The sequence below is a fragment of the Acetobacter senegalensis genome (assembly GCF_001499615.1).
GTDB classification, from domain to species: Bacteria; Pseudomonadota; Alphaproteobacteria; order Acetobacterales; family Acetobacteraceae; genus Acetobacter; species Acetobacter senegalensis.
This window is the reverse complement of sequence record NZ_LN606600.1, coordinates 3422501-3446657: the sequence shown is the minus strand read 5'-3', so window position 1 is coordinate 3446657 and position 24157 is coordinate 3422501. Positions and strand designations below refer to the sequence as shown.

The 24157-nt window shown below is 54.0% G+C and carries 19 protein-coding genes, 1 tRNA gene, 2 rRNA genes and 1 pseudogene (1 of these 23 only partly in view); 7 read left to right on the top strand and 16 right to left on the bottom strand.

The features are described from left to right. Positions 1 to 16 precede the first annotated feature (16 nt). From ASN_RS15990 to ASN_RS15950, 9 genes are all read right to left on the bottom strand, one after another. Positions 17 to 2248 (bottom strand): xanthine dehydrogenase family protein molybdopterin-binding subunit, encoded by a 2232-nt coding sequence (locus tag ASN_RS15990; protein ID WP_197603304.1) that lies wholly within the window; start codon positions 2246 to 2248, stop codon positions 17 to 19. Further along, positions 2245 to 2718: a (2Fe-2S)-binding protein gene (locus tag ASN_RS15985; protein WP_197603378.1), complete on the bottom strand. Its 474-nt coding sequence runs from the start codon at positions 2716 to 2718 to the stop codon at positions 2245 to 2247. Before ASN_RS15985 ends, ASN_RS15990 begins: the two co-directional genes overlap by 4 nt. A 411-nt stretch (positions 2719 to 3129) precedes the next feature. Further along, positions 3130 to 3525 (bottom strand): (R)-mandelonitrile lyase, encoded by a 396-nt coding sequence (locus tag ASN_RS15980; protein ID WP_025829351.1) that lies wholly within the window; start codon positions 3523 to 3525, stop codon positions 3130 to 3132. 71 nt (positions 3526 to 3596) lie between these two features. Beyond that, positions 3597 to 4718: an MFS transporter gene (locus ASN_RS15975; RefSeq protein ID WP_197603303.1), complete on the bottom strand. Its 1122-nt coding sequence runs from the start codon at positions 4716 to 4718 to the stop codon at positions 3597 to 3599. Between the two features lie 424 nt (positions 4719 to 5142). Continuing rightward, a complete protein-coding gene (locus ASN_RS15970) occupies positions 5143 to 5889 on the bottom strand; it encodes an SDR family oxidoreductase (protein WP_025829352.1) in 747 nt (248 codons plus the stop codon). Positions 5890 to 5906: 17 nt separating this feature from the next. Continuing rightward, positions 5907 to 6719, bottom strand: coding sequence for a class I SAM-dependent methyltransferase (locus tag ASN_RS15965; protein WP_231948271.1), 813 nt, complete (start codon positions 6717 to 6719; stop codon positions 5907 to 5909). Positions 6720 to 6797: 78 nt separating this feature from the next. Next, the gene (locus tag ASN_RS15960; protein WP_025829354.1) at positions 6798 to 7709 is read right to left on the bottom strand and encodes a LysR family transcriptional regulator; all 912 of its coding nucleotides are present in this window, start codon (positions 7707 to 7709) and stop codon (positions 6798 to 6800) included. Between the two features lie 96 nt (positions 7710 to 7805). Continuing rightward, positions 7806 to 8513 carry a dihydrofolate reductase family protein gene (locus ASN_RS15955; RefSeq protein ID WP_197603302.1) on the bottom strand — a complete coding sequence of 236 codons (708 nt, stop codon included), beginning with the start codon at positions 8511 to 8513 and terminating at the stop codon, positions 7806 to 7808. A gap of 121 nt (positions 8514 to 8634) precedes the next feature. Beyond that, positions 8635 to 9282: an NADPH-dependent F420 reductase gene (locus ASN_RS15950; protein WP_058988785.1), complete on the bottom strand. Its 648-nt coding sequence runs from the start codon at positions 9280 to 9282 to the stop codon at positions 8635 to 8637. Between the two features lie 502 nt (positions 9283 to 9784). On the opposite strand from ASN_RS15950, the gene ASN_RS15945 reads away from it, so the two are divergent. Genes ASN_RS15945 through ASN_RS15935 form a run of 3 tightly spaced genes read left to right on the top strand, consistent with a single transcriptional unit; the run spans position 9785 to position 15619 of the window. Further along, positions 9785 to 12976, top strand: coding sequence for an efflux RND transporter permease subunit (locus ASN_RS15945; protein WP_058988784.1), 3192 nt, complete (start codon positions 9785 to 9787; stop codon positions 12974 to 12976). Then, a complete protein-coding gene (locus ASN_RS15940) occupies positions 12966 to 14144 on the top strand; it encodes an efflux RND transporter periplasmic adaptor subunit (RefSeq protein WP_058988783.1) in 1179 nt (392 codons plus the stop codon). The genes ASN_RS15945 and ASN_RS15940 overlap by 11 nt, the downstream gene beginning before the upstream one ends. Positions 14145 to 14146: 2 nt before the next feature. Then, positions 14147 to 15619, top strand: coding sequence for an efflux transporter outer membrane subunit (locus ASN_RS15935; RefSeq protein ID WP_058988782.1), 1473 nt, complete (start codon positions 14147 to 14149; stop codon positions 15617 to 15619). A 214-nt stretch (positions 15620 to 15833) separates the two neighbouring features. On the opposite strand, the gene ASN_RS19755 is transcribed toward ASN_RS15935, so the two are convergent. From ASN_RS19755 to ASN_RS15915, 4 genes are all read right to left on the bottom strand, one after another. Next, positions 15834 to 15974 carry a hypothetical protein gene (locus tag ASN_RS19755; RefSeq protein ID WP_157765202.1) on the bottom strand — a complete coding sequence of 47 codons (141 nt, stop codon included), beginning with the start codon at positions 15972 to 15974 and terminating at the stop codon, positions 15834 to 15836. 469 nt (positions 15975 to 16443) lie between these two features. Then, positions 16444 to 17460, bottom strand: a complete 1017-nt coding sequence (locus ASN_RS15925; protein ID WP_058988780.1) for an alpha/beta hydrolase — start codon at positions 17458 to 17460, stop codon at positions 16444 to 16446. A gap of 15 nt (positions 17461 to 17475) precedes the next feature. After that, a complete protein-coding gene (locus tag ASN_RS15920) occupies positions 17476 to 18426 on the bottom strand; it encodes a PQQ-dependent sugar dehydrogenase (protein ID WP_167541323.1) in 951 nt (316 codons plus the stop codon). 17 nt (positions 18427 to 18443) lie between these two features. Then, positions 18444 to 18728: a hypothetical protein gene (locus ASN_RS15915; protein ID WP_058988778.1), complete on the bottom strand. Its 285-nt coding sequence runs from the start codon at positions 18726 to 18728 to the stop codon at positions 18444 to 18446. Between the two features lie 304 nt (positions 18729 to 19032). Between ASN_RS15915 and ASN_RS15910 the strand changes: the two genes are divergently transcribed. From ASN_RS15910 to ASN_RS15895, 4 genes and pseudogenes are all read left to right on the top strand, one after another. Further along, positions 19033 to 19797: a glucose 1-dehydrogenase gene (locus tag ASN_RS15910; protein ID WP_058988777.1), complete on the top strand. Its 765-nt coding sequence runs from the start codon at positions 19033 to 19035 to the stop codon at positions 19795 to 19797. 6 nt (positions 19798 to 19803) lie between these two features. Further along, complete coding sequence (locus ASN_RS15905; RefSeq protein ID WP_197603301.1) at positions 19804 to 20466, top strand: cyclophilin-like fold protein; 663 nt, start codon at positions 19804 to 19806, stop codon at positions 20464 to 20466. 75 nt (positions 20467 to 20541) lie between these two features. Then, positions 20542 to 20835 (top strand): annotated as a pseudogene (locus ASN_RS20330) (transposase); the annotation flags it as partial. Beyond that, positions 20823 to 21044, top strand: a complete 222-nt coding sequence (locus ASN_RS15895; RefSeq protein ID WP_058988776.1) for a hypothetical protein — start codon at positions 20823 to 20825, stop codon at positions 21042 to 21044. The pseudogene ASN_RS20330 and the gene ASN_RS15895, both read left to right, overlap by 13 nt. Positions 21045 to 21249: 205 nt before the next feature. On the opposite strand, the gene ASN_RS15890 is transcribed toward ASN_RS15895, so the two are convergent. From ASN_RS15890 to ASN_RS15880, 3 genes are all read right to left on the bottom strand, one after another. Further along, positions 21250 to 21326: transfer RNA gene (locus tag ASN_RS15890), tRNA-Met, on the bottom strand. A gap of 29 nt (positions 21327 to 21355) precedes the next feature. Beyond that, a 5S ribosomal RNA gene (gene rrf / locus ASN_RS15885) occupies positions 21356 to 21471 on the bottom strand. A gap of 111 nt (positions 21472 to 21582) precedes the next feature. Continuing rightward, positions 21583 to 24157, bottom strand: a 23S ribosomal RNA gene (locus ASN_RS15880); it runs 166 nt beyond the window's last position.

The following is a 24157-nucleotide window of genomic DNA, read 5'->3' as shown; positions in this document are numbered from 1 at the left end:
GACGACGATCAAAGTCTCAGCTTGCAAAGTCATGACGTGACAGCGGCATGCTTCGGATACGCCGCCCGGTCAGGGTCGAAACCGCGTTCGCCACTGCGGGTGGGATGGCAGGCAGCGGTGGCTCCCCGACGCCGCCCATCTTCTCGCCACTCTCGACAATCTTCACATGCACACGAGGCATCTGATTCAAAGCGAGAATTGGGTAGCCATCATAGTTCCGCGCGCGCGGCATACCGTTCTCGTAAACAGTCTCTTCAAGAAGCACCTGAGACAGTCCGAGAGCTATGGCTCCATTGACCTGCGCTTCCACAATCGCGGGGTTCACGACCTTTCCAGGGTCGATGGCTTCCCAGACCTCGTGCACCCTGACACGCCCGTTTTCGAGCGACACTTCCGCAATCGCCGCAGCTTCAGACCCGAAAGGGGACGCCATGCCGATCCCGCGCGCCCGACGTGAGCCATCCGCTGCCGTAAACGGACCACGCTTCCAGCCACCGGACAAGTCTGCGAGCTCCTTGAGCAAAGTCGTGAGGCGCTTGTTGTCTCGCAGCAGACGTAACCGCAGTTCGTATGGATCCTGATTTCCTTTGTCCGCCAGTTCGTCCAAAAAAGTTTCATAGAGAAAGTCATTCATGGAGTTGCCGACGGAACGCCAGTAGCCGAGCATCACAGGGCTTTTGATGAAATGCTGGGCAATCCGTCGGTCAGGGATGTCATACGACTTTCCGGTCAGCCCTTCGAGAGCACTGTCATCCAGCTTGTCACCGCGCTTGTTGTTGAGACCTTCTGTTGGGCCTTCAGTCGCGCTGACGGCCTCAAGAACTACGGGAATGCCGTTCTCATCCAGTCCGCCACGAAAGCGTACTGCCGCCATTGGCCGCAGCGTATCGCGCAAGAATTCTTCTTCACGGCTCCAGATCAGCTTGATAGGACGGCCGGTCTCCTTTGCCAGCGTAATCGCTTGTGGGTAGGGACTGGCTGTCTCGTAGAGGAAATGACGACCAAAAAATCCGCCCAGCATTTGGGAATGAATGACAACCTTTTCAACGGGGAGACCCGTGCGTTTGGCTATGTCCGCACGGAACATGTCCGGTGCCTGATTGGGCACCCAGACCTCCAGCGTACTGTCCGGGCTGAAGCGGGCCAGCGCGGAGGGCGGCTCAAGTTGTGCGTGATTCACATACTGGCTTGAATAAGTCGCTTCCACGACCGTATGAGCATTTTTCAGCCCACGGGTCACATCGCCTCTGGTTTCCGCATCCTCACCGGAACCGCGTGCATCAGCCAGATCCTTCCGGAAAGCTTCCGTCGAAAAGTCGGCGGGCATGACCCGCATCGTCGTGTCCGCTCCAGGCTCCTGCCAGTCGATCAGCGCTGCTTCGGCCGCCCGCTTTGCGTCCCACCAGCGTTCGGCCACCACCGCAAATACGCCCGGGAGACGATGTATGGAATGCACACCCTTCATCGCCCGGACCTGATCTTCGTTGCGTACTGTCTGGATGATCATACCAAGCCGGGGCGCATGCTGAACGGCCGCATGAAGCATATCATCCACGCTGACATCGACCGTATAGACCACCTTGCCCGTCGATTTGTCATGCACGTCCACACGCGGGACCGGCGCACCGATCCAGCGAAACTGTCCCGGCTCCTTGAGCCTGACAGTGGCGGGATCTGGCACCGGCAAGCTCATTGCTGCGTGAGCCAGATCCCCATAGGCGATCGAGCGTTCGGACGGCTTATGAATCACCCGGCCAGGCTGCGTCGTCAGCTCCTCTACAGGTACGTCAAACTGCCGAGCGGCCGCCTGTAGCAGCATCTCGCGGGCCAATGCCCCGAGCCGACGCATCGCAGGATAACCATTCCGGATAGACATGCTGCCGCCGGTAATGCGCATACCGTTGTCCATGACAACATACTCGTCGCCGGGAGGAGCGTTCTCGACGACGAAGGTCGCCGGGTCAGCATCCAGTTCCTCACCGACGATCTGGGCCATAGCCGTGAATGTACCCTGCCCTCCTTCCACAAAGGGGCTCTGAAGCCGCACCGTACTGTCGGGTCGTATTTCCAGAAATGCCGGAACCTTGGTGCCCCGCAGCTTCGTCGCATCTGCCCGCGCAGTCCGTTGGGGTACAGCAATTCCGAGAACGAAGGCTCCTGCCGCGACACCAGCCGAAGAGAGCATAAAGCGACGCCGAGAGAGATTGACCGGAACCTCCCCCATCGCATCGAACAGAGCGTTCCTCACTGCTTCGCCCCTTCCTCTGCTGCCTCTCCTGCCAGGTCGTGGATCGCTGCGCTGATGGCGTTATAGGTTCCACAGCGGCAAAGATTGACCATGACAGCCCTGATATCGTCGTCCGTGGGATGCGGGGTCTGTTTGAGCAGCGAGGTCGCCGCCATAACCTGTCCGGATTGGCAATAACCGCATTGAGGAACCTGATGCCTGATCCATGCAGCGACTACCCGTTTGCCGATATCGTCCTGCTCGATCTCTTCAATCGTAGTGATCTGTGCGGCGCCCAACTCCCCTACTGGCGTGACGCAGGAGCGAACTGCATTCCCATTGATAAGAACCGTGCAGGCACCGCATTGCGCAAGGCCGCACCCGTATTTGGTACCGGTCATTTTCAGGTCGTCACGCAGCACCCATAGCAGAGGGGTATCCGGATCGGCATTGATGTGGTGCTGCACACCATTGATCGTCAGTTCCATCAGCCCCTCATTATCAGACACGATTGATCAGATTGCTGTTTTCAGTGAGCAATGGAAGCGACACTCGCTTTGCTTCCATTGACAGGCATTGGCTGGAATTCTTTAGTCAAAGAAAAAACATTCCTGCTAGTTCCCAATATAGATCTTTCCCACTCAGAGAATAATCCAGAAAAAATATCTTACGGTCATGAAAATAATTCATAGATCGGCTTTATACACGATCCAAAAAACTCAGCTACCGGGCTTACTCTTAACGCATACGTCAGGAGTTCACCAAAAAATCACAAGGAAACAAGCTCATGTGGAAGGTATCGAGGCGGGGAGCCGCAACGTTCACCTAACGACGAGTAGCAAGCTGACAACCCGGGACAAACATGCGGCGACTAAATGGTGAATCCACCCGTTGCTAACTACTCAGTTGCTGTACTCGTCGTCAGAAACATGTTCGAGCCAATCGACTGGAGAACCGTTCTGCTTTTCCTGAATGGCAATATGGCTCATCGCTGTAGTCGCTGTCGCTCCATGCCAATGCTTCTCACCAGGCGCAAACCAGATCGTATCGCCGGCACGGATTTCCTCGACACGACTGCCTTCGCGCTGCACCCAGCCACATCCAGCCGTAACGATCAGGGTCTGCCCGAGCGGATGGGTGTGCCACGCGGTTCGAGCGCCTGGCTCAAACGTGACGAGTGCCGTCGTCACCTGCGCGGGTTCGGGTGGATTAAACAGGGGATCGATGCGAACCGTCCCGGTAAACCAATCGGCAGGCCCCTTTACTGAGGGTTGTGATCCAATGCGCTTGATATCCATGATAAGTGTTCCTGCACGTAGTTCGAAAGCGTTGGCCTTAGCCAATTTCCAAACTTGAATGCCCTCAAAAATTATTGGTAGCGGCCCTGCCGCATCGTCAACAAAGCCGACAGAGCTGCGAGCACAAGTACAAGCGCGCTGGCAGCAAAGGTCGCCTGATACCCAATCCTGTCAAAAAGAATACCGCCAGAAGTCGCTCCCAGCGTTATGGCAAGCTGGACAACGGCAACCATCAGGCCGCCCCCTGCTTCAGCATCCCGGGGAAGCATCCGGGCCAACCAAGTCCACCAACCAACAGGAGCGGATGTCGCGAACAGGCCCCACACAGTCAGTATTATGGCAGAGACAACAATCCATTTTCCCAACATAAGGAGGCCAAATGCCAGAAACGCCATCAGCAGAGGAATAGCAATCAAAACCGGATAGACACTTTTCTTCAGCATAACGCCAATCAGCACAGTGCCAATAAAGCCGGAAATTCCCATCAGCAACAGGATCAAGGATAGCGTAGACACCTCGACATGCGCCACATCTTCAAGGAACGGCCTGACATAGGTAAAGAGCGTGAACTGCCCCATAAAAAAGAGGCTGACTGCAATCATCCCCATTCTTACAATTGGCCGCGCCAGCAGGGCGAACACACTTGCTGACTGTTGATGACGTTCACTGGGCATGGATGGAAGGCTGATAAGCTGCCAGACGAAAACAATCACAGCCACCGGCACCACGCAGAAAAACGCACCACGCCAACCTATCAAACCACCAAGAAAGCTGCCAGCAGGTGCCGCAATAACTGTAGCAAGAGCATTGCCACCATTTAGGATCGCAAGCGCACGTGGAACATGGTGATCTTCGACAAGACGCATCGCCGTTGCGGCAGACATTGACCAGAAACCACCGATCACAACACCGATCATCGCCCGTCCGAGCATGAAAAGGACGTAATTAGGTGCCAGAGAAACAACTGTTCCTGAAACGATCATCATCGCGATAAGAACTAACAGTAGTGTTTTGCGATTGATCCCTTTTGCCAATGAAGAAATAAAAAGGCTGGTGAAAACCGCAAAAGCGCCCGAGACCGAGATGGCCTGACCCGCTTGCCCTTCACTGATATGAAGGTCAGCCGCAATAGGCGTTAAAAGACTGACAGGCATAAACTCCGATGCGACAAGCGCGAAGGCGCCAAGAGACATGGCGAGCACAGCGCCCCAAGACCCAGCCTGCCTGTCAGAGTCCTTATTCGCTTCAGATGATGTTTGAGAAAGAGTATCCATTACACCTCGGCATTACGAATATTCATCAGCACAGGTATTTCGAAAAACGACAAGCAACGTCAGCAGATCGCCTTCATCTGCACTCTTATTTTCATGCCTGTGAAATTTTATTATGCTGACTGGCAGAGTTCTTAAAAGAATGTAGGGAACGTCGGGCATCCAGACTAGCCCCTATAAAACGCGCATAGTCATGAATAATATTCATGAATGACAGTTCCATTGGGCTTGAGGCTTTGCTCTCTGAAAGACTTGCCTATTGGTAGTTTTCTCAAACTTATAAAAAAGGCCGCGTCCTTTTCAGGACACGGCCCATCTCAAGTGTAACACGCCTGTCAGCGCTATCTTATATCTGTTGCTTTGTGGGACGGAAAAGGATTTCGTTGATATCCACCTCTTCCGGCTGGCTGATCGCAAAAGCCACGCACCGGGCAAACGAGTCAGCACCGATCGCAATACCAGGTACAAAATTCCTGAGTTGTTCCGCGGTCGCCTCATCATGAACGCTATTAAGGAGTTCCGACTCAACCGCCCCCGGTGAAATGATAGTCGTGCGCAGGTTGTATGGCTTCACTTCGGCGCGCAATCCCTCAGAAAGCGCACGAACAGCGAATTTTGTAGCGGAATAAACAGCACTGTTTTCCAGAACGCGATGCCCTGCAACGGAAGACACGTTGATGATCTGACCGCTTTTCTGCGCTTTCATGTGCGGAAGGGCGGCTGCAATACCATACAAAACACCCTTGATATTGACGTCGATCATCAGATCCCACTCATCAACACGCAGGTTTTCAAGTGGCGACAGAGGCATGACACCCGCATTGTTGAGCAGCACGTCAATCCGGCCATAAGTCTTGACCGCCGTATCAACGAGGCTCTGAACCGAATTACGATCCGTCACATCCGTTTCAATCGCCAAAGCCTTGCCACCTTTGGCGGCAATATCTTCAGCAAGCGTCTTGATCCGGTCTTCGCGCCGCGCTCCCAGAACGACGATCGCACCCTGGGCTGCCAGATGTCGTGCAGCTTCAGCCCCCAGCCCACTGCTGGCACCTGTTATGACAACGATCTTCTTCGCAATGTTACTGCTCATGGATAGTCTCCGGATTTTTAACGATCGATTTTCTGGAATTTGAGGACGAAGTTATCGCCCTCCCCGATTGCCGCATATTTGGCGTGATCCTTATCCCCCAGGGCAAAGGTCGGAGGCAGTGTCCAAACACCCTTCGGCCAGTTGGCCGTATCACGCGGATTGGCATTGATTTCCGATGAATCAACAAGCTTGAAGCCTGCTTTTTCAATGAGAGAAATCGCGTAAGACTGCCGGACATACCCATCCTGAGCATGCGGATCCTGCGGGGCATTTGTGTGGCCACGATGGTCTTCAACACCGAATATCCCACCCGGTTTCAAAGCCCGATGGATGGCCGCAAGCATCTGCGGTGCATTACCGGCTTCCATCCAGTTATGCAGGTTACGAAAAGTCAGAACGAAGTCGACACTGTCAGGCGCAGCAAAATCGAGATGGTCGCCGTCAAACTGTGTTGTCCTGAACGTTTCCTTAAGTTCGGGATGAACTGCCACCATCTTGCTGAAGGCTGAACCCGCGCCATCTTCAGGACCAAGAGCCAGAGTATAAACGCCTTTGCCCCGTAGATAGGGACCAAGGATCTGCGTCCAGTAGCCCCCACCCGGCCAGATTTCGACAACACTGGCATCCGGACGCAAGCCAAAAAACTGCAATTCTTCCAAAGGGTGCCGGATCGGATCACGCGCAACGAAGCGGGTATCCCGCGTGGGGGAATGAACAGCCTGTTCCAGCGTTGGTGCTGCCATGGCTTGCCCTGCTCCGGTCACGGCAAGAGCACACACGATTGGATAAATCGCCTTCATGATATTTTCCCGTTCCTTTTTGATCGCCATGTGACCATGTTTCTTCATGTAGGAGCTATCTACAGGCTCTATTAGTCCCTTTCTGATGCTAACGATCTTCGATTTTACTCATGAATGCGAAGATTCTGCCGGTTCGTAACGCATTTCCTCGACAAAAAGTGAAAACGGCATGGTAGTCTGGTGGTGGTGGGGAAAGCAGAGATGGTATCCAGTCCAATAAGGACACCAGTCCTGAAGAACTTTTACCAGACGTCCATCGGCAATATATTTCTCCGCGACCATTTCCGGCATATGCGCCAGGCCGAGCCCGTCCAAGCAGGCATCCCGCACAGGAAAAATGCTGTTGAATATCAAAGGACCATCAACGCGGACTTTAACATCCCGACCGTTCTTCTCAAATTCCCAGGCATAAATCCCACCATGTGTTGGCAGACGCATCGTGATGCATTTATGCTTCAGAAGGTCATGCGGAACCTTCGGTTTCGAGTTCTTCCTGAAATAGGATTTCGCGCCCACGACGACAAAACGAATATCTGGAGTGAGAGGCACCGAAGTCATCTCCTTGGTCACCTGCTCTCCCAACCTAATTCCGGCATCAAAACGCTCGGCTACGATATCCACCAGCCTAAGATCCGCATTGATTTCAATTTTTACGTCAGGATATTTTTTAAGGAACTGTTCAACCCTCGGCCTGAGGATGTAGGCGATGACATCGTCCGTTGCAGTGACACGGATCAGGCCGCTCGGCACATCCCGCAGTTCACCTAGAGAGGCAATCTGACTTTCAATCTGATCAAAATGCGGGCCAATGTTGCGAATGAGATAGTCACCTGCATTCGTGGGCGTCACGCTACGCGTCGTCCGTGTCAGTAATCGCAGGCCCAGACGTTCTTCCAGTAGACGAACCGTGTGACTCAACGCAGACTGGGACACACCCAGCTTTGCAGCGGCCCGCGTAAAGCTCTTCTCACGCGCCACAGCCAGAAACGCGATCAGGTCATTAAAATTCTCGCGAGACATATATGAGCCCTTTTCATGAACATGCTCATATTGTTTAGGCGCAGTTCTGCTTGCCGTCGAGATTTAGCTTCCCCAGCGCTCCGAGCACTCATAGTATCATCCAGCTTTCGTGCTGCGTTCAACGCGATATCGCAGCCACATCACCCCCCCTTCCAATGTCTCGGAAGATATGAGAGCCAACGACTGGCCGAGCGCAGGTTGCTCTTCAGAATTGCCCGGATAATCAAAGATGCTTGGCTCCCCGGAAAGGCCGTCAAGGCCGGGATATACCAGTAGGCTGAGTTCATCGATCAGACCGGCGCGAAGAAACTCTCCATTCGTAATACCACCCCCTTCAAGCAAAAGACGTTCGACCCCGAAGTGCTCGTACAGCCCTTGCATCGCGACAGCGAGCATTTCCTCCCCACTTCCAACGAAGAGATAGGAGACGCCTACTGCACGAAGGTGCGACAGATAGCTGTTGGATACTTCTTCACCCAGGATGGCCGTTGCATGATCTCCATCGATATCGTCGTCTGTGTAGGTCAGACGCCCATGGAGATCGACCACGACCGCTAGGTTCCTTTTACGTCGATCCCCGATGAACGGCGTGCGAGGCCAGACCTGTTCGGTAATCTGTCTGTCCGTTGGCCAAGGAGAACTGCCCAAAATTTCAGACATTGTGTGCCGGCCGACGATCCATGCCGGCGCATCGTGCCTAAGCGCAATCTGTTCGTAATACCCCATCAGCACGTGGCGGTTTGTTCCCGCACAGGGCGCTGTCCAGCGCCTTGTGCGCAGCCGACCGTCGATCGACGTGATCATGTGACAGATTATTCTGGGACGCATACATTTCCTCAAGCGAAAAGCAGACAGCCATTTTGTTAAGACCGTTCCGGATCAAAACCCATTTCTGAAACCTTCTTCTCTAAAAAAAGGCGTCAGCTTACTGGCGGTCCAATCGACTAAATCGGTAAACCCACTCCGGGCCCATAGGAGTTTCATAGGCCAGTTCCGCGCCCAGCATCGAGAAGGGTTCGATATACCGGGCCATTTCAAGTGATCCCGCGTCTACGGGGCTGAACCCAGCTTCGGATATTAATTGGGCAACAAGCTGTTTGCCGGCTCCATTGTCCCCGCAGAAAACGACGCTCGGCCTGTCCACTCTCTGCCTGCCCAGATATACCGGACGCAGACTTTCGCTGGGGATCGTCTGGAAGGCCGCGACTATGTGTGCATGAGGCAACATACGGGCCAGAGCTTCCGCCCCGGAATCTGTATGAGCGATCACCAGTTCGCTATCCGTTTCATCAAGCGGCATGCAGCAACTCATGACGGTCTTGCCGGACAAGTCACCCGCACATGCGAGAGCATCTTCTACGCGCATCCAATGAACAGCGAGGATCACGAGGTCGCAGTTGCGGGCGGCATCGTCGGGCGTGCTCCAACGGGCCTTCCGGCCCGCCGCCTGCGTGACGGTTTCCAGCTTCGTATCCGTACGCGCGTAGCTGAAAATAATATCATGCCCGCAATCGGCGTAGACCTCGCCCAAGGCACTTCCCATTCGACCCGCGCCGATAATACCGATGCGCATGAATAGCTTCTCCTATATAAGGGGAATATCGAACATATCTGACTATGTAACTGGGTGAGTGTGATATTTTTATTTTCCAAAAAAATTACTTAATCATGATGCCCGACTATTTTTAAAAAATTTGTTTTTCCAAACAACTCATATTTCCTTCAGGCTTGTGTCATAACTACTTAATTTTATCACAACACATTTATCTTTTTTAAATACTCCAAAGCCGCCATCTAAAACTATGCCTAATAAACGTATTCTATTATGAATATAATTCATTAATAAAAACTGCCTATCCAGACACGGTGACCTCGCGGCTCCATCGTTACGCTTCTGGATTAATGAATATAATTCATTATTATATTCAAAATATAGCGTATAGTCGTATGATGAAGAGATACTTTATTGTCAGTATCCACACATCAATGCCGGTGTCGCACGACGTCAGGGCACTCTGCAATCTATTACCCTGAGTTACCCAACATCAGACTCGAAAAAAGGAAATTGCCAATTCATGGGCATTGTTGGTCTTGCGCTCCGAAAGCCCTATACTTTTATCGTCGGGTCATTACTGATTCTTCTGCTTGGCATTTCCGCTATCTTCAGGACGCCAACCGACATTTTCCCGAATATCGATATTCCAGTCATTACTGTTGTCTGGTATTATGATGGTCTTTCGGCACCCGAAACCGAAAAACGCATCAGTACCTATACAGAATTCTCGCACAGCTTTTTCGTCAATAATCTGCGGACCATCGAAAGCCAGACCACACCCGGTCTTGTGCTTCAGAAACTGTACTTTCAGCCGGGAGTGGATATCGGGGTTGCTCTTGGACAAACTGTTGCCGCCACCCAATCCATTCGTGCACAGCTTCCACCGGGCGTGCAGCCACCCATTATCATGCAGTACAGCGCCTCCAGTGTAGCAGTTCTGCAGCTTTCCCTGTCTTCTGATAAGCTGACGGAAAGTGAGTTGTACGATTATGGTGTCTACCGTCTGCGTCAGCAGATGGCGCCAGTCCCCGGAACACTTCTGCCCCCGCCGCATGGCGGCAAGATCCGCCAGATCATGGTCGATATTGATCCGACTAAGTTGCAGGCGATGAAAATCAGCCCATTGGATGTCTCCAATGCCATCAACGCGCAGAACCTCACACTTCCGGGCGGCACGGTGAAATTTGGACCGTCTCAATACAACATCCAGATGAACGGTATTCCGTATTTTTCAAAGCAGCTTAATAATATTCCGCTGCGGAAAGACCCGAATACCGGTGCCATCATCCGTATCCGCGATATCGCGCAGGTCCGTGATGGTTGGGAGGTGCAGCATAACATCGTGCGCCGTGAAGGGCAGCGCTCGGTTCTGCTGCGGATTATGAAAGCCGGAAATGCGTCCACGCTGGCGGTTGTGAACGCCATGCGTGATACAGTGCTGCCCCTCTCACGCGCTGCAGCACCTCCGGGCATGAAGATTGACGAACTGTTCGATCAGTCCCTGTTCGTGAAGGCCGCCATCAAGGGCGTGGCGTCTGAAGCCGTGATTGCTGGTTTGCTGACAGCAGCCATGATCCTTGCCTTTCTGGCAAGCTGGCGTTCCACGCTGATTGTGGCGGTCTCCATCCCACTCGCGATCCTGTCTTCCATCGCCATTCTCTCTGCAACCGGAGAGACCCTCAATCTCATGACATTGGGTGGCCTTGCGCTCGCCGTGGGCATTCTGGTGGATGATGCCACGGTCACGATCGAGAATATCCACCGCCTGCATCATGATGGCGCAGACTTGCGCAAAGCCGTTCTGGATGGTGCCGCAGGCATTGCACTGCCGACACTGGTGTCCACGCTGGCGATTTCCTGCGTTTTTGTATCTGTGGAATTTCTGACGGGGCCATCACGGTTCTTGTTCACGCCCATGGCGCTCGCCGTCGTGTATGCGATGCTGGCCTCCTACGTTATTAGCCGAACGCTGGTGCCGATCTTTGCAGCTCTGCTTCTCCGCTCCGAAGAACAGGCCAAAAAACGGCGAGAAGAGTCTGGAAAGCCCCCTACGATTTTTGAACGGTTCGGCGCGAAATTTGATGCCCGGTTCGAGCGCCTGCGGAATGGTTATGAAAAGACGCTGTCCGGCCTTCTGCATAGCGCTTGGAAAGTTCCGGCTCTGGGCGGCATCTTTGTTCTGACCGCTGTGCTTCTTGCAACGCAGGTGGGACAGGACTTCTTCCCTGTTATTGATGCCGGAGAGTTCAAGCTGCACGTCCGTGCGCCTGCAGGAACAAGGATTGAGACCACCGAACGGATTTTCGATCAGGTTGAAGATACCATTCGCGAAGTTGTTCCCCAGAATGAGCGTGAACTGGTGCTCGATGATATCGGCATTCCTTTCCGTTTCTCCATGCCCTTTGATGATGGCTCAACCATAGGCCCGAATGACGGGCAGATCATGGTGGCCCTGAAGGAAAAGCATCGTCCGACAGCGGAGTATATCAGCCGTCTGCGCACAGTTCTGGCCAAACGCTTCCCAGATGTCGTGTTCTATTTCCAGCCCGCCGACATGGTGACGCAGATCCTGAATTTTGGTCTGACATCCCAGATTGACGTGCGGATTACGGGGTATGATCAGGCGAATAACCGCGTGGTTATGGGCAAGATCATGGAGGACATGCGTCATGTGCGCGGTCTGGTGGATGTGCACCTGCACCAGCAGCTTGTAGCACCTGCCCTGAACGTATCGATCGACCGCGAACGGGCGCAGGACCTCAATCTCGTTCTGAACGACGTGGCCCGCAGCGTCATGGTCTCGCAGGCCTCCTCCAATACAGTCACGCCGAACTTCTGGCCCGATCCGCAGATGGGAACGCTTTACCCGGTTGCCGTACAGACACCGCAATATCAGGTCAACACCGTTGATGATCTGGGCAAGCTGGTGGTGGCAGGGAATGCATCACAGGTGGCCGGTATTCCGACTCTGCTCCGGAACGTGGCGACCATCGAGCGCACGGTCGCACCTGACGTGATTTCACACAGCAACATCCAGCCGGTTCTGGATATCGACGCCAGTGCCGAGGATCGTGATCTGGGAAGCATTGCTCGTGATATCGGGCGGATTGTCGCGCGCCACAAAGGCGACCTGAAACCCGGCAACAGCATTGAGGTGGCAGGGCAGATCGACAGCATGAACACGTCCTTCACGCGCCTTGAAATCGGCCTGCTGGTGGCGGCGGTTGCAGTCTATCTGCTGATGGTCGTGAACTTCCAGTCCTTCATGGACCCTCTGGTTGTCATACTAGGGCTGCCGGGCGCCATGTGCGGCATCGTGCTCATGCTTTTCGTCACGGGCACGACTTTCTCCGTGCCCTCGCTCATGGGTGCGATCATGAGCGTGGGTGTGGCGAGTGCCAATTCCATCCTGCTGGTCACCTTCGCCAAGGAAAGCCGTGCGCATGGCATGACCGCCATGGAGGCTGCGATGGAAGCCGGGCGGGAGCGTTTGAGGCCAATTTTAATGACGTCGCTGGCCATGGTGATTGGCATGCTGCCGATGTCGCTGGGCCTCGGAGACGGCGGCGAGCAGAACGCACCTCTGGGCCGCGCTGTGATTGGCGGCCTGATGATTGGCACCTGCACCACGCTTTTTGTTGTCCCCTGGCTCTACAGCCGTCTGCGCCGTCGTGAATCCCGCATGCTTGAGGAATATGAGAATGTCATCTGATCCTGTCATGTCCCACTCCGGTCACGAACGCAGGCGGTTCTCCCCCGGCATTGTTGCCGGACTGGGTGTCATCCTCGCAGTTGGTTATGGCGTTTATACCCATGTCGAGCGTGCGCACGCGGTCACGGCAACGGCCAGAGAGCGCGACCAGCAGGTTCCTGATGTGCGGACCATGATCGCGCGTGCTTCGACACAACCTTTGTCGCTGGACCTGCCAGGCGAAACCGTAGGAATTGAGACAACACCCATCGGCGCACGCGCTTCGGGCTATATCGACAAGCGGTTTGTCGATATCGGAACCCCCGTGCAGGCAGGACAGGTTCTGGCGGTCATCCGAGCGCCGGAACTTGATCACCGTGTTGAGCAGGCGCAGGCGACACTGGCGCAGGCTCGCGCCAATCTGGCTCTGGCGCAGATTACCGCGCGGCGGTCTGGCGGGCTTGTCGGTGGAGGCGCTGTCAGCAAACAGAATTTCGATGTGGACCGCCTGACACAAAATGCCCGGCAGGCCGAACAGAAAGCTGCTGATGCTGTGCTGGCTGAAACAGCGCAGCGTCAGGCTTACACGACGGTGATCGCCCCTTATGACGGCGTTGTCACCGTCAGGAATGTAGAGGCCGGAGATCTGGTCAGCGCTGATAACGCCACATCACGCCCCCTGTTTGTGGTCACCCGCACCGATCGGTTGCGCGTACGTGTCCACGTTCCCCAGGATGCTGCTCTGACAGTCAAAGTGGATGAGCCAGCTTCGATCGTGGTGCCGGAACGACCTAGTCAGACTTTCAAAGGCACAGTCACGCGAACTGGGCACGCGCTGGAACAGGGAAGCCGTATGCTGCCCGTTGAGATCGAAATTGATAACCACGATAATCGCCTGACAGCCGGGCTTTATGCGGAAATCCATTTTGACCTGCCTCGGGCTGCTTCCGTTATTATGGTTCCCTCAGAAGCCCTCAATTATGAGGCTGACGGATTGTCTGTCGAAACTGTCACTGCTGACAATAAAATCGCGGTTCACAAGGTCAAGATCGGCCGGGATTATGGAGATCATCTGGAAATTCTGGATGGATTGCCCGATGGCAGCCAGCTTGTGGTGCATCCTCCGTCCGCCTTGCATGAAGGCAGTGTTGTCGCGCCACAACTCGACAAGAACCTGAAGGTGATCTGAGCGTGCGGGCTTCATTCCTTCTTCACGGGATCACGCTGACGGCTTTGCTCGGCGGCTGCACCATGATCCCGCATTATCACAGACCGGCTGCACCGGTGTCCACGACATGGCCATCCAGCGGCGAACGCCCTACGCACGCTAAGGATGACACGACGCTCATGCAGGACTGGCGCGATTTCTACCGCGATCCTGTCATGCAGACCCTCATCGCCACAGCGCTGGAGAACAACCGGGATCTACGCATTGCGCAGCAGCAGACTGCCGCAGCCAGTTCGCAATTCGACATTGAGAACGCAGCCCTGTTCCCGACTTTGAACGGAACGGCGGGTGCCAATATCCAGAAAATGAACTCTCATATCTGGAGCCTCTCCCGCACGGACGAACCGATCTACATGCGGCAGTATGCAGTCGGCTTCGGTGTTTCCGCCTATGAAGTGGACCTATGGGGGCGCATACGGAGTGCCTCCAGAGCCTCGTTCGACCGCTATATGGCCAGTGCGCTGAACCAGCAGGCGATGAGGCTGAGCATCATTTCCAGTGTTGCGATGGCGATGCTGAACTGGGTCGCCAACAATCAGGCGGTCACGGTTACGCAGAATGTTCTGGAAAACCGACGCCATACTTACGATCTTGTCAAACAGACAGCCGAAGTCGGCACAGGTACGCAACTGGACCTGGCGGAAGCCGAAGCCTCCCTGCATGATGCCGAAACCAATCTGCAAATCTACACGCGACAACGCGCGGAGGCCCTTGATCAGTTGACATTGCTGGTGGGCACCCCGCTCACGGACGCCATGATCCGATCCATGAGCACCAAGACTTCTCTTGATTCCATCACGGCATTTCCAGTCGTACCGGCTGGCCTGCCGTCCGACATGATAAACCGGCGACCGGATATAGCGGCCTCCGAAGGCGAGTTACGGGCCGCCAATGACGATATCGGTGCAGCGCGGGCCGAATTCTTCCCGAAAATCCAGATCACGGCCGCCAATGGCACGGCAAGCAACAATATCACCCGCCTCTTCCAAAGCGGCATGGGCGCCTGGAACGTCGCACCGCAGATTACCTTGCCGCTCTTTGACGCAGGTCGTCTGACCGCCCAGCTCAAGCAGGCCCGTGCTCGCAAACGAGAAGAAGTGGCGCGCTACGAGCGAACGATCCAGTCCGCGTTTCGCGAAGTCGCGGATGCGCTGGCCGGGCGGGAAACCTATCTCGGGCAGATGGTGGCCCAGCAGGCATCGGTCGCTGCCAATCAGCGGCAATATACCCTCGCCCTACAGAGATTCAGGGCCGGCTATGACCCCTATCTCGGAACACTTGTTGCGCAGAGGGCGTGGTACACCGCCCAGCTTGCAGCCATTACGACCCAGCTCCAGGCCCTGTCGAACACTGTGACCCTCTACAAGGCGCTCGGCGGCGGTTGGGGCACGGAGATACCGCCCCGCAAGGCACCCCTTGCCGAGCATATTCTCTGACGATCGGGCTCATTCGACACACAGACGACACAGACAATTCACGGCGCGAGAGCCGTGAAGGAAAGAGCACATGCCTCAGCCATTACCACCCGTCCCCGCGACGGCCACACTCACCTATATGCGGAGTAAGGTGAGTGAAGCCGATGCCATGTTCAGGCAGGGGTTGGGCAACCTCTCCCAGCCCTCTGACATGATACGGCTTGCCAGCAGGTTGTTAGATCTCTGCAATGACGTATCCGATCACCTCAACCATCTCTGCATTGTGAAACCTGTAGCGTGCCGCAATGGCTGCGACACCTGTTGCAGAAGTCTCATCCAGGTCAATCCGATTTTTGCACACCTTGCGCTGGATCATGCACAACCTTCCTGCACGAAGCAGTACACCTCCTATGGGATGATTGGCAGGCCAGCGTGCATCATCCTGACAACATGTCGGCTTCTTCGCTCTAACTGTCCTGTTCTGGAATGTGTGTCGGAACTGTCGAGGCGTTTATCAGGTCCAAAAGTTCATCGGGAATATCGTCACCGAGAATAGCGCCGTATTTGTTCCGCAGTTCATGTCTCAGCCACGCGTCAACCACCGCGTCCCGTTGACGGTCCTGATCGCAGCTGCGTGAACTTTCTGGACTCAATGACTGCGCTCCTTTTTCAGATGGTTGTTCCTTGTTTGTCAGCCTTCATTCGAGACTAGGTACGACACATGTTGATACTGGTATGATAGCGGCTGCCCGAAGCCCATAGCGTTCGGCCTTACCCTGCATAGTTGGACCGTTACGTCCACACTGAACGGTCCAACACGGATGATCACCAGCAGGTTTCAGCGCTTATTTCAGATTCTCACGAAAGAAATTAGCCAGCTTGGCGAAAGGAATAAGTTTTGTTCTGTCATAGAGATCAACATGCCCCGCGCCCGGCACGATATAGAGTTCCTTTGGCTCGGCTGCACGCTGGTAGGCATCTTCACTGAATTCACGCGAATGCCCTTTCTCTCCGACAACAAAAAGCAGATGACGCGGCGAGATGGTTTGTATCTGCTCGAACGGGTAGAAATTCATGAATGAAACGTTGCTGACAAGTGTGGGATGCGTCGTGGTATTGGGAGAATATCCGCGCGGCGTCCGATAGAAATCATAGAACTCGCGTTCAACAACCGTCGAGTTTTTTGTCAGTTTTTCTGGCGTTCCACTCGTATACTTGATCGGAGCCCCTGAAAATTCGGCGGTGCGCTCTTGCGCAGCATCCTGAAGAATTTTCTCTCTCTGCTTGAGCGTAACAGAATGGTGCAGTCCGTTCCGGTTAGCCGCTCCCATGTCATACATGCTGACAGTTGCAATAGCTCTAATCCGTGGGTCGATCTGTGCAGCACTGACAACAAAGCTGCCGCTCGCGCAGATGCCGAGTGCTCCGATACGTCCCCTGTCTACAAAGGTTTGTGTCCCCAGAAAGTCTACGGCTGCCAGAAAATCATCCACGTAGATATCGGTCGATACCGTATTACGGGGCTCTCCTTCGCTTTCACCCCAGAAGGACAGATCGAAATCCAGCGTGACAAAGCCCTGCTCGGCCAGTTTCGTCGCATAGAGGTTAGCACTCTGTTCCTTGACGGCTCCCATCGGGTGGCCGACGACAATGACCGCATATTTTCTGTTCTGTTCCAGGTTTTTGGGCGTGAAGAGGTTTCCCACTACTTTCATGCCCATCTTGTTCTTGAAAGAAATTTTCTGAATCGTGACGCGATCGCTTTTGTAGAAATTGTCTGCACCATTCGACATGTCCGCCGCCATGGCAGGCACTCCCACCAAACCCAGGGTGATTGCCAACATCACCATGATCTTTTTCATGATTATCATTCCTCTTTATTGACCTGGTGTCAGGCGAAGGAGTTTCCCGTCATCCGTCAGGACATACACCGCCCCGTCCGGACCTGACCTGACATCACGTATCCGGCTGCGCAGATCGGCCAGCAGCGGTTCCTCATCCCTGACTTTGTCGTTAGTTGTCAGTGTCAGACGATCGAGAAATCCGGCACGTAAACCGCCAACGAACACGCTATCGTGCCATTGAGGAAAAAGATTGCCTGAATAAAAAGCAAGACCTGATGGTGCTATAACCGGATCCCAGTAATAGCGAGCCTGTTCTGTTCCAGGTTTTTCGGTCAGGCCGCCATTGATCTTCTCTCCTGAATAATCAATGCCGTGTGTCACTAAAGGCCACCCATAATTCTTACCTCGTTCGATAAGATTGAGTTCATCACCACCTTGTGGCCCATGTTCTGTTTCCCACAACCTGCCATCTGGTGCGAAAGCCAGTCCTTCTTCGCTGCGGTGCCCAAGAGTCCAGATTTCCGGTCTTGCTCCTGCCCGACCAATAAAAGGATTATCTGACGCGGGTTCACCGTCCGCCGTAATGTGAATGATCTTGCCCAGATCGCTATCAAGATGCTGGGCGACATCCCAGGGCGTAATGCTGGAACGATCCCCTACAGTCATGAACAGGGTTCCATTCGGTGCCACCGCGATGCGACCGCCCTGATTGGCACCTTTTGTAGACGAGACCGCTGGTAACGCCCGAAAAATCACGGAAACATCCCGCAAAATACCAGCTTTCTCATCCAGCGTAGCGCGCGCAAGAGCAATATTGGTCTTATCGTCTCCCACATCCTCGCTATAGCTGAAGAATATGCGGTGATCCTTTGCGAAGTCGCGATCCAGCGCAACGTCCAGAAGCCCCACCTGACCGCCATAATGGACGGCTGGTAAATTCCTGACAGGCCCAGAAATCCTGCCCTGTGCATCTACGATACGCAACGCCCCAGGCTTTTCCGTTACCAGCATGGCCCGTCAGGCAGGAATGCAAGGCTCCAGGGCGCATGCAGCCTGTCTGTCAGAACCGTGACGTGAAAGGGAGAGGTTGCATGGTAAGGCGCCCGGGTCTGCCCCACGAATGCAGGCCGGTCACTCTCAAGTTCCGGCGGACGTGTTTCGATGGCATGCCCCTCACGCCATGAAGGTTCGGCAGCAGCATAGGTATTTTTGACAGATACGGAAACAAGAACTGTCCCGAACGCAAGAATACCAAGAGTTACCAGCCTCCCTTTAGCGTGTCGCATTTCCTAATCCTTCGCATTCCAGCCCGAGATGACAGTTCTCCTTTCCCTTCCGGGAGGACATGTCATCCGCATAATTACGCCCAAGCCCACAGGTACGAACCGTTGTCCATGTAGGCACCAGCCTAGACTCCAGATAGCAGGTGCCTTTGCCATACGGCCTTGACAGCGATGTTATCTTACGTCCATGCCATTAATGTTGGTAGTCGATAAAAATTGCATACGGTTATGAGTTATTTTCATTAATTCAGTTCCGTCCGGCATTTTGACATCGTCTGCCTCGCACAGCGAACAAGGGAGATTCATCATGTCAGTGCAATTTGATTATTCGGGCAAGGTCGCCATTGTCACCGGTGCGGGCACGGGTATCGGGCGTGCGACCGCTCTCGCCTTTGCCAAGGCCGGAGCAAGCGTCGCGGTAGTTGGCCGTTCGGAAGGAAATATTCAGGAGACATTACGCCTCATTACAGAAGCTGGTGGTAGAGCAATCTCCATTATTGCCGACGTCTCAAAGGAGAATGAAATCAAAAGTGCTGTTGCAAAAACCGTTGCGGAATTTGGACGCCTTAATTTCGCATTCAACAATGCGGGCATTGAACACAAGGCACTCGCAACTGCCGACATTCCGCCGGAGATGTGGGAAAATGTTATCTCAACCAACCTGAATAGCGTTTTCTTCAGTCTGAAGCATCAGATACCCGAAATGTTGAAAATTGGCGGTGGTGCTATTGTCAGCACAGCATCGGGCGCTGGCGTGAAGGGCTTCTCAGGAAACGGGGCCTACTGTGCATCCAAATTTGGAGTTATTGGTCTCAGTAAAGCTGCAGCTCTTGACTACGCATCTTCAAATATTCGCGTTAATGTCGTGGCTCCTGGCATCATAGAAACCCCGATGATGACCCGTTTCACTGGAGGAACCGAGGAGGGACGTCAGGCCGCTATCGGACAGGAACCTGTGGGTCGGCTGGGCAAACCGGAAGAAATTGCCGGAACCGTACTGTGGTTGTGTTCGGATCTCGCTGCCTTCACGGTCGGCGCAACGTTCGTAGTGGATGGCGGTCAGACCGCATAAGCAACAGTGCTGTGGAAAGAGAATTTCCACAGCACGTCAAAAAACACTCTGTATAAGTCAATTTTTTACTTCTTTATCTTTCCCGCAGATAAAAAAATCATGTTACTGGAGTGCAGCGGTATGCTTCCGAATAAAACAGAAGTAAAATCCTATATCACCCGATTTAATTTCGGAATATCATACCGAGTTACTTTCGCTGTTTTTTTAGCTGCCACTAACCTTGCATTGTCAACGGCTCAAGCCGCACCATCCACCAAGACCAGTCAACATTCAGGGGAGACCACATGGATAAATACCAAGAATGTCAAACTCCAGATTCAGATTGGCAACACAAGAATGCTGGCGACTCTTAACAACTCGCCAACTGCACACAGCTTTGCCGCGCTGCTTCCGATAACAATGACCTTGCGAGACCTGAGCACCGCAGAGAAAGTCAGCGATGCATTGCCTACCCGTCTATCTGAAGAAGGTGCGCCGAAAAGAGACATGGGGACGATCGGTGACATCGCCTACTATGCACCTTGGGGTAATATTGCTTTCTATCGCGACGAAGGGCCTGACGCATCAGGGGTGATCAAAATTGGAAAAATCATATCTGGCCTAGAAGCCTTAAACTCTTTTGGGCGAGTGACGATTACCATATCGCTAATTAATCAATTTCAGCCCTAACCGGATCGGGCGCCAATCTGGTTCCGGCAAACTGGATCGTTTTTGGGTAGAGTTTTTCGCGGGCCGTTTCTCAGGATGGGAGAAACGAAAAGGGACGACGGCATCCCCATTGCGGAGCTTTGTCGAAAGGCTGAGATCAGTCAGGCATTATATTTTCAACTGGAAGAAGAAATATGACGGCCTACTGCTGATGGAGATGCGGCGACTGAAGCTGCTTGAGGATGAAAATGTCACGTTGCGCAAGTTGGTGGAGGATATATCGTTGGAGCGGGAAATGCAGCAGGACATGATCCTTCAAAAAATCTGAGACCTGCTCGCAAGCCCGAACTCGTGGACAAGCTTAAGAAGATATCGACATGGCGCGCCTGCGCGAGGAACGTCGTCATGCGGCGCGCACCAATGATAGCTGGGCAACGGATTTTGGTCACGACCGGCTTGCCGACAGGGCGCATCTATGGGGGTATCAGAATGGGGTCGTGCTGACTTCTTCAGCCGGGGCAAAAATAGAGGCTTGGCGTGTCGACTACAACGAGGTCCAGCCTCGACAGGACCATCGACAAAGCGAGACCTTCTCCTAATCGAGAGAAACAGGCCCGAGAGTGCTCATCACCTCGAACACGAGGTAAGTGGCTTCGCGCCTGCATCACACACTTGTGAAGTCCGACAAAAATGCGCCGGATTATCTTTTCGTCTGTTTCCTATGTGTTTCCTGCACCGCGTTTTAGACAACAAAAAACCCGCCTCAACGGGCGGGTTTTAATGTGTGATATCAATTACTTATCGTGGTTGCGGGGGCAGGATTTGAACCTGCGGCCTTCAGGTTATGAGCCTGACGAGCTACCGGGCTGCTCCACCCCGCGTTTGTGGTGATTTTAGGGTGATTTGGAAGACCTGGCGGCGACCGACTTTCCCACGACTTAAGCCGCAGTATCATAGGCGCTGGGGGTTTTCACGGCCGAGTTCGGGATGGGATCGGGTGGATCACTCCCCGCCATGGCCACCAGGTCATCCAAATCACCCTTGAGTTGGGGTGGTGTGGACGGTTGGGTATGATGAAGTATGACGTTTTGCATGGATGATTTCTGTGCACGGGCCGTTCTTTTAAGGGAACGGTAAGAGAGTGAGCCTATTGGGCGATTAGGACCAGTTAGCTACACGCATTACTGCGCTTCCACACCTGGCCTATTGACGTGATGGTCTATCACGGCCCTTGGGGAGACCTAGTTTTGAGGTGGGTTTCCCGCTTAGATGCTTTCAGCGGTTATCCCGTCCACACTTAGCTACCCGGCGGTGCCGCTGGCGCGACAACCGGTGCACCAGAGGTGTGTTCATCCCGGTCCTCTCGTACTAGGGACAAATCCTCTCAAGTCTCCAACATCCACGGCAGATAGGGACCGAACTGTCTCACGACGTTCTAAACCCAGCTCACGTACCACTTTAATCGGCGAACAGCCGAACCCTTGGGACCTGCTCCAGCCCCAGGATGTGATGAGCCGACATCGAGGTGCCAAACCTCCCCGTCGATGTGGACTCTTGGGGGAGATCAGCCTGTTATCCCTAGAGTACCTTTTATCCGTTGAGCGATGGCCCTTCCACGCGGGACCACCGGATCACTATGGCCGACTTTCGTCTCTGCTCGAGCTGTCACTCTCGCAGTCAGGCGGGCTTATGCCATTGCACTCAACAGCCGGTTTCCGACCGGCCTGAGCCCACCATCGCGCGCCTCCGTTACACTTTGGGAGGCGACCGCCCCAGTCAAACTGCCCACCATACAGGGTCCCGGATCAGGCTAACTGACCGCGGTTAGACATCAGAAAAATTCAGGGTGGTATTTCAAGGATGGCTCCACGGGAACTGGCGCCCCCGCTTCAAAGCCTCCCACCTATCCTACACAGAATGTCTCTGATGCCACTGTAAAGCTGCAGTAAAGGTTCATAGGGTCTTTCCGTCTGACCGCGGATACCCCGCATCTTCACGGGGAATTCAATTTCGCTGAGCCGATGCTGGAGACAGCGGGGAAGTCGTTACGCCATTCGTGCAGGTCGGAACTTACCCGACAAGGAATTTCGCTACCTTAGGACCGTTATAGTTACGGCCGCCGTTTACCGGGGCTTCAATTCAGTGCTCTCACACCTCCTCTTAACCTTCCGGCACCGGGCAGGCGTCAGGCCCTATACGTCGTCTTTCGACTTCGCAGAGCCCTGTGTTTTTACTAAACAGTCGCTACCCCCTGGTCTGTGCCACCCGCCAATGGTTGCCCACCAACGGGTCTCGCTTATCCCGAAGTTACACGAGTAATTTGCCTAGTTCCTTCAGCATCGTTCTCTCAAGCGCCTTGGTATTCTCTACCAGTCCACCTGTGTCGGTTTCGGGTACGGTCTATACGCCAGAGCTATTTCCTGGAATGCGCAAAAAGCCAGTCCAATCCATTAAGGACTGACAACATCTTGCATTCGTCACTTCTGACAGGTTCAGGAGTGTTCACCTGATTCCCATCGACTACGGCTTTCGCCCTCGCCTTAGGGGCCGACTAACCCTGCGTGGATTAACCTTGCGCAGGAACCCTTGGACTTTCGGCGACAGTGTTTCTCGCACTGTTTGTCGCTACTCATGTCAGCATTCGCACTTCCGATATCTCCAGAGAGGGTCACCCCGTCTCCTTCACAGACTTACGGAACGCTCCGCTACCGCGCATATCATAGATATGCACCCACAGCTTCGGCACGTGGCTTGAGCCCCGTTACATTTTCGGCGCAGGGTTTCTATTAGACCAGTGAGCTATTACGCTTTCTTTAAAGGATGGCTGCTTCTAAGCCAACCTCCTGGTTGTTTTGGAATCCCCACATCCTTTCCCACTTAGCCACGATTTGGGGGCCTTAGCTGGTGGTCTGGGCTGTTTCCCTCTCGACAATGGACCTTAGCACCCACTGTCTGTCTGCCAGGCTATACTTCCGGGTATTCGGAGTTTGGTTAGGTTTGGTAAGGCTTTGGGCCCCCCTAGCCCATCCAGTGCTCTACCCCCCGGGGTAAATACCTGACGGTCTACCTCAATAGATTTCGCGGAGAACCAGCTATTTCCGAGTTTGATTGGCCTTTCACCCCTAGCCACAGCTCATCCCCGACTTTTTCAACAGGCGTGGGTTCGGCCCTCCAGTGCGTGTTACCGCACCTTCAGCCTGGCCATGGCTAGATCACTCGGTTTCGGGTCTTCTGCCAGCAACTCGGCGCCCTATTCAGACTCGCTTTCGCTACGCCTACACCTATCGGCTTAAGCTCGCTGCAAACAGAAACTCGCTGACCCATTATACAAAAGGTACGCCGTCACCCCATAAGAGGCTCCGACTGCTTGTAGGCATTCGGTTTCAGGTCTATTTCACTCCCCTCGTCGGGGTGCTTTTCACCTTTCCCTCACGGTACTTGTTCACTATCGGTCACCAGGGAGTATTTAGGCTTGGAGGGTGGTCCCCCCATGTTCAGACAGGGTTTCACGTGCCCCGCCCTACTCAAGCATTCTCAAAGACACTACGCATACGGGGCTATCACCCACTATGGCGGACCTTTCCAGATCCTTCTGCTTCTTCTTCAAAAATGACTGGCCTGTTCCGCGTTCGCTCGCCACTACTAGCAGAATCTCAATTGATGTCTTTTCCTCCAGGTACTGAGATGTTTCAGTTCCCCGGGTTCGCCTCAC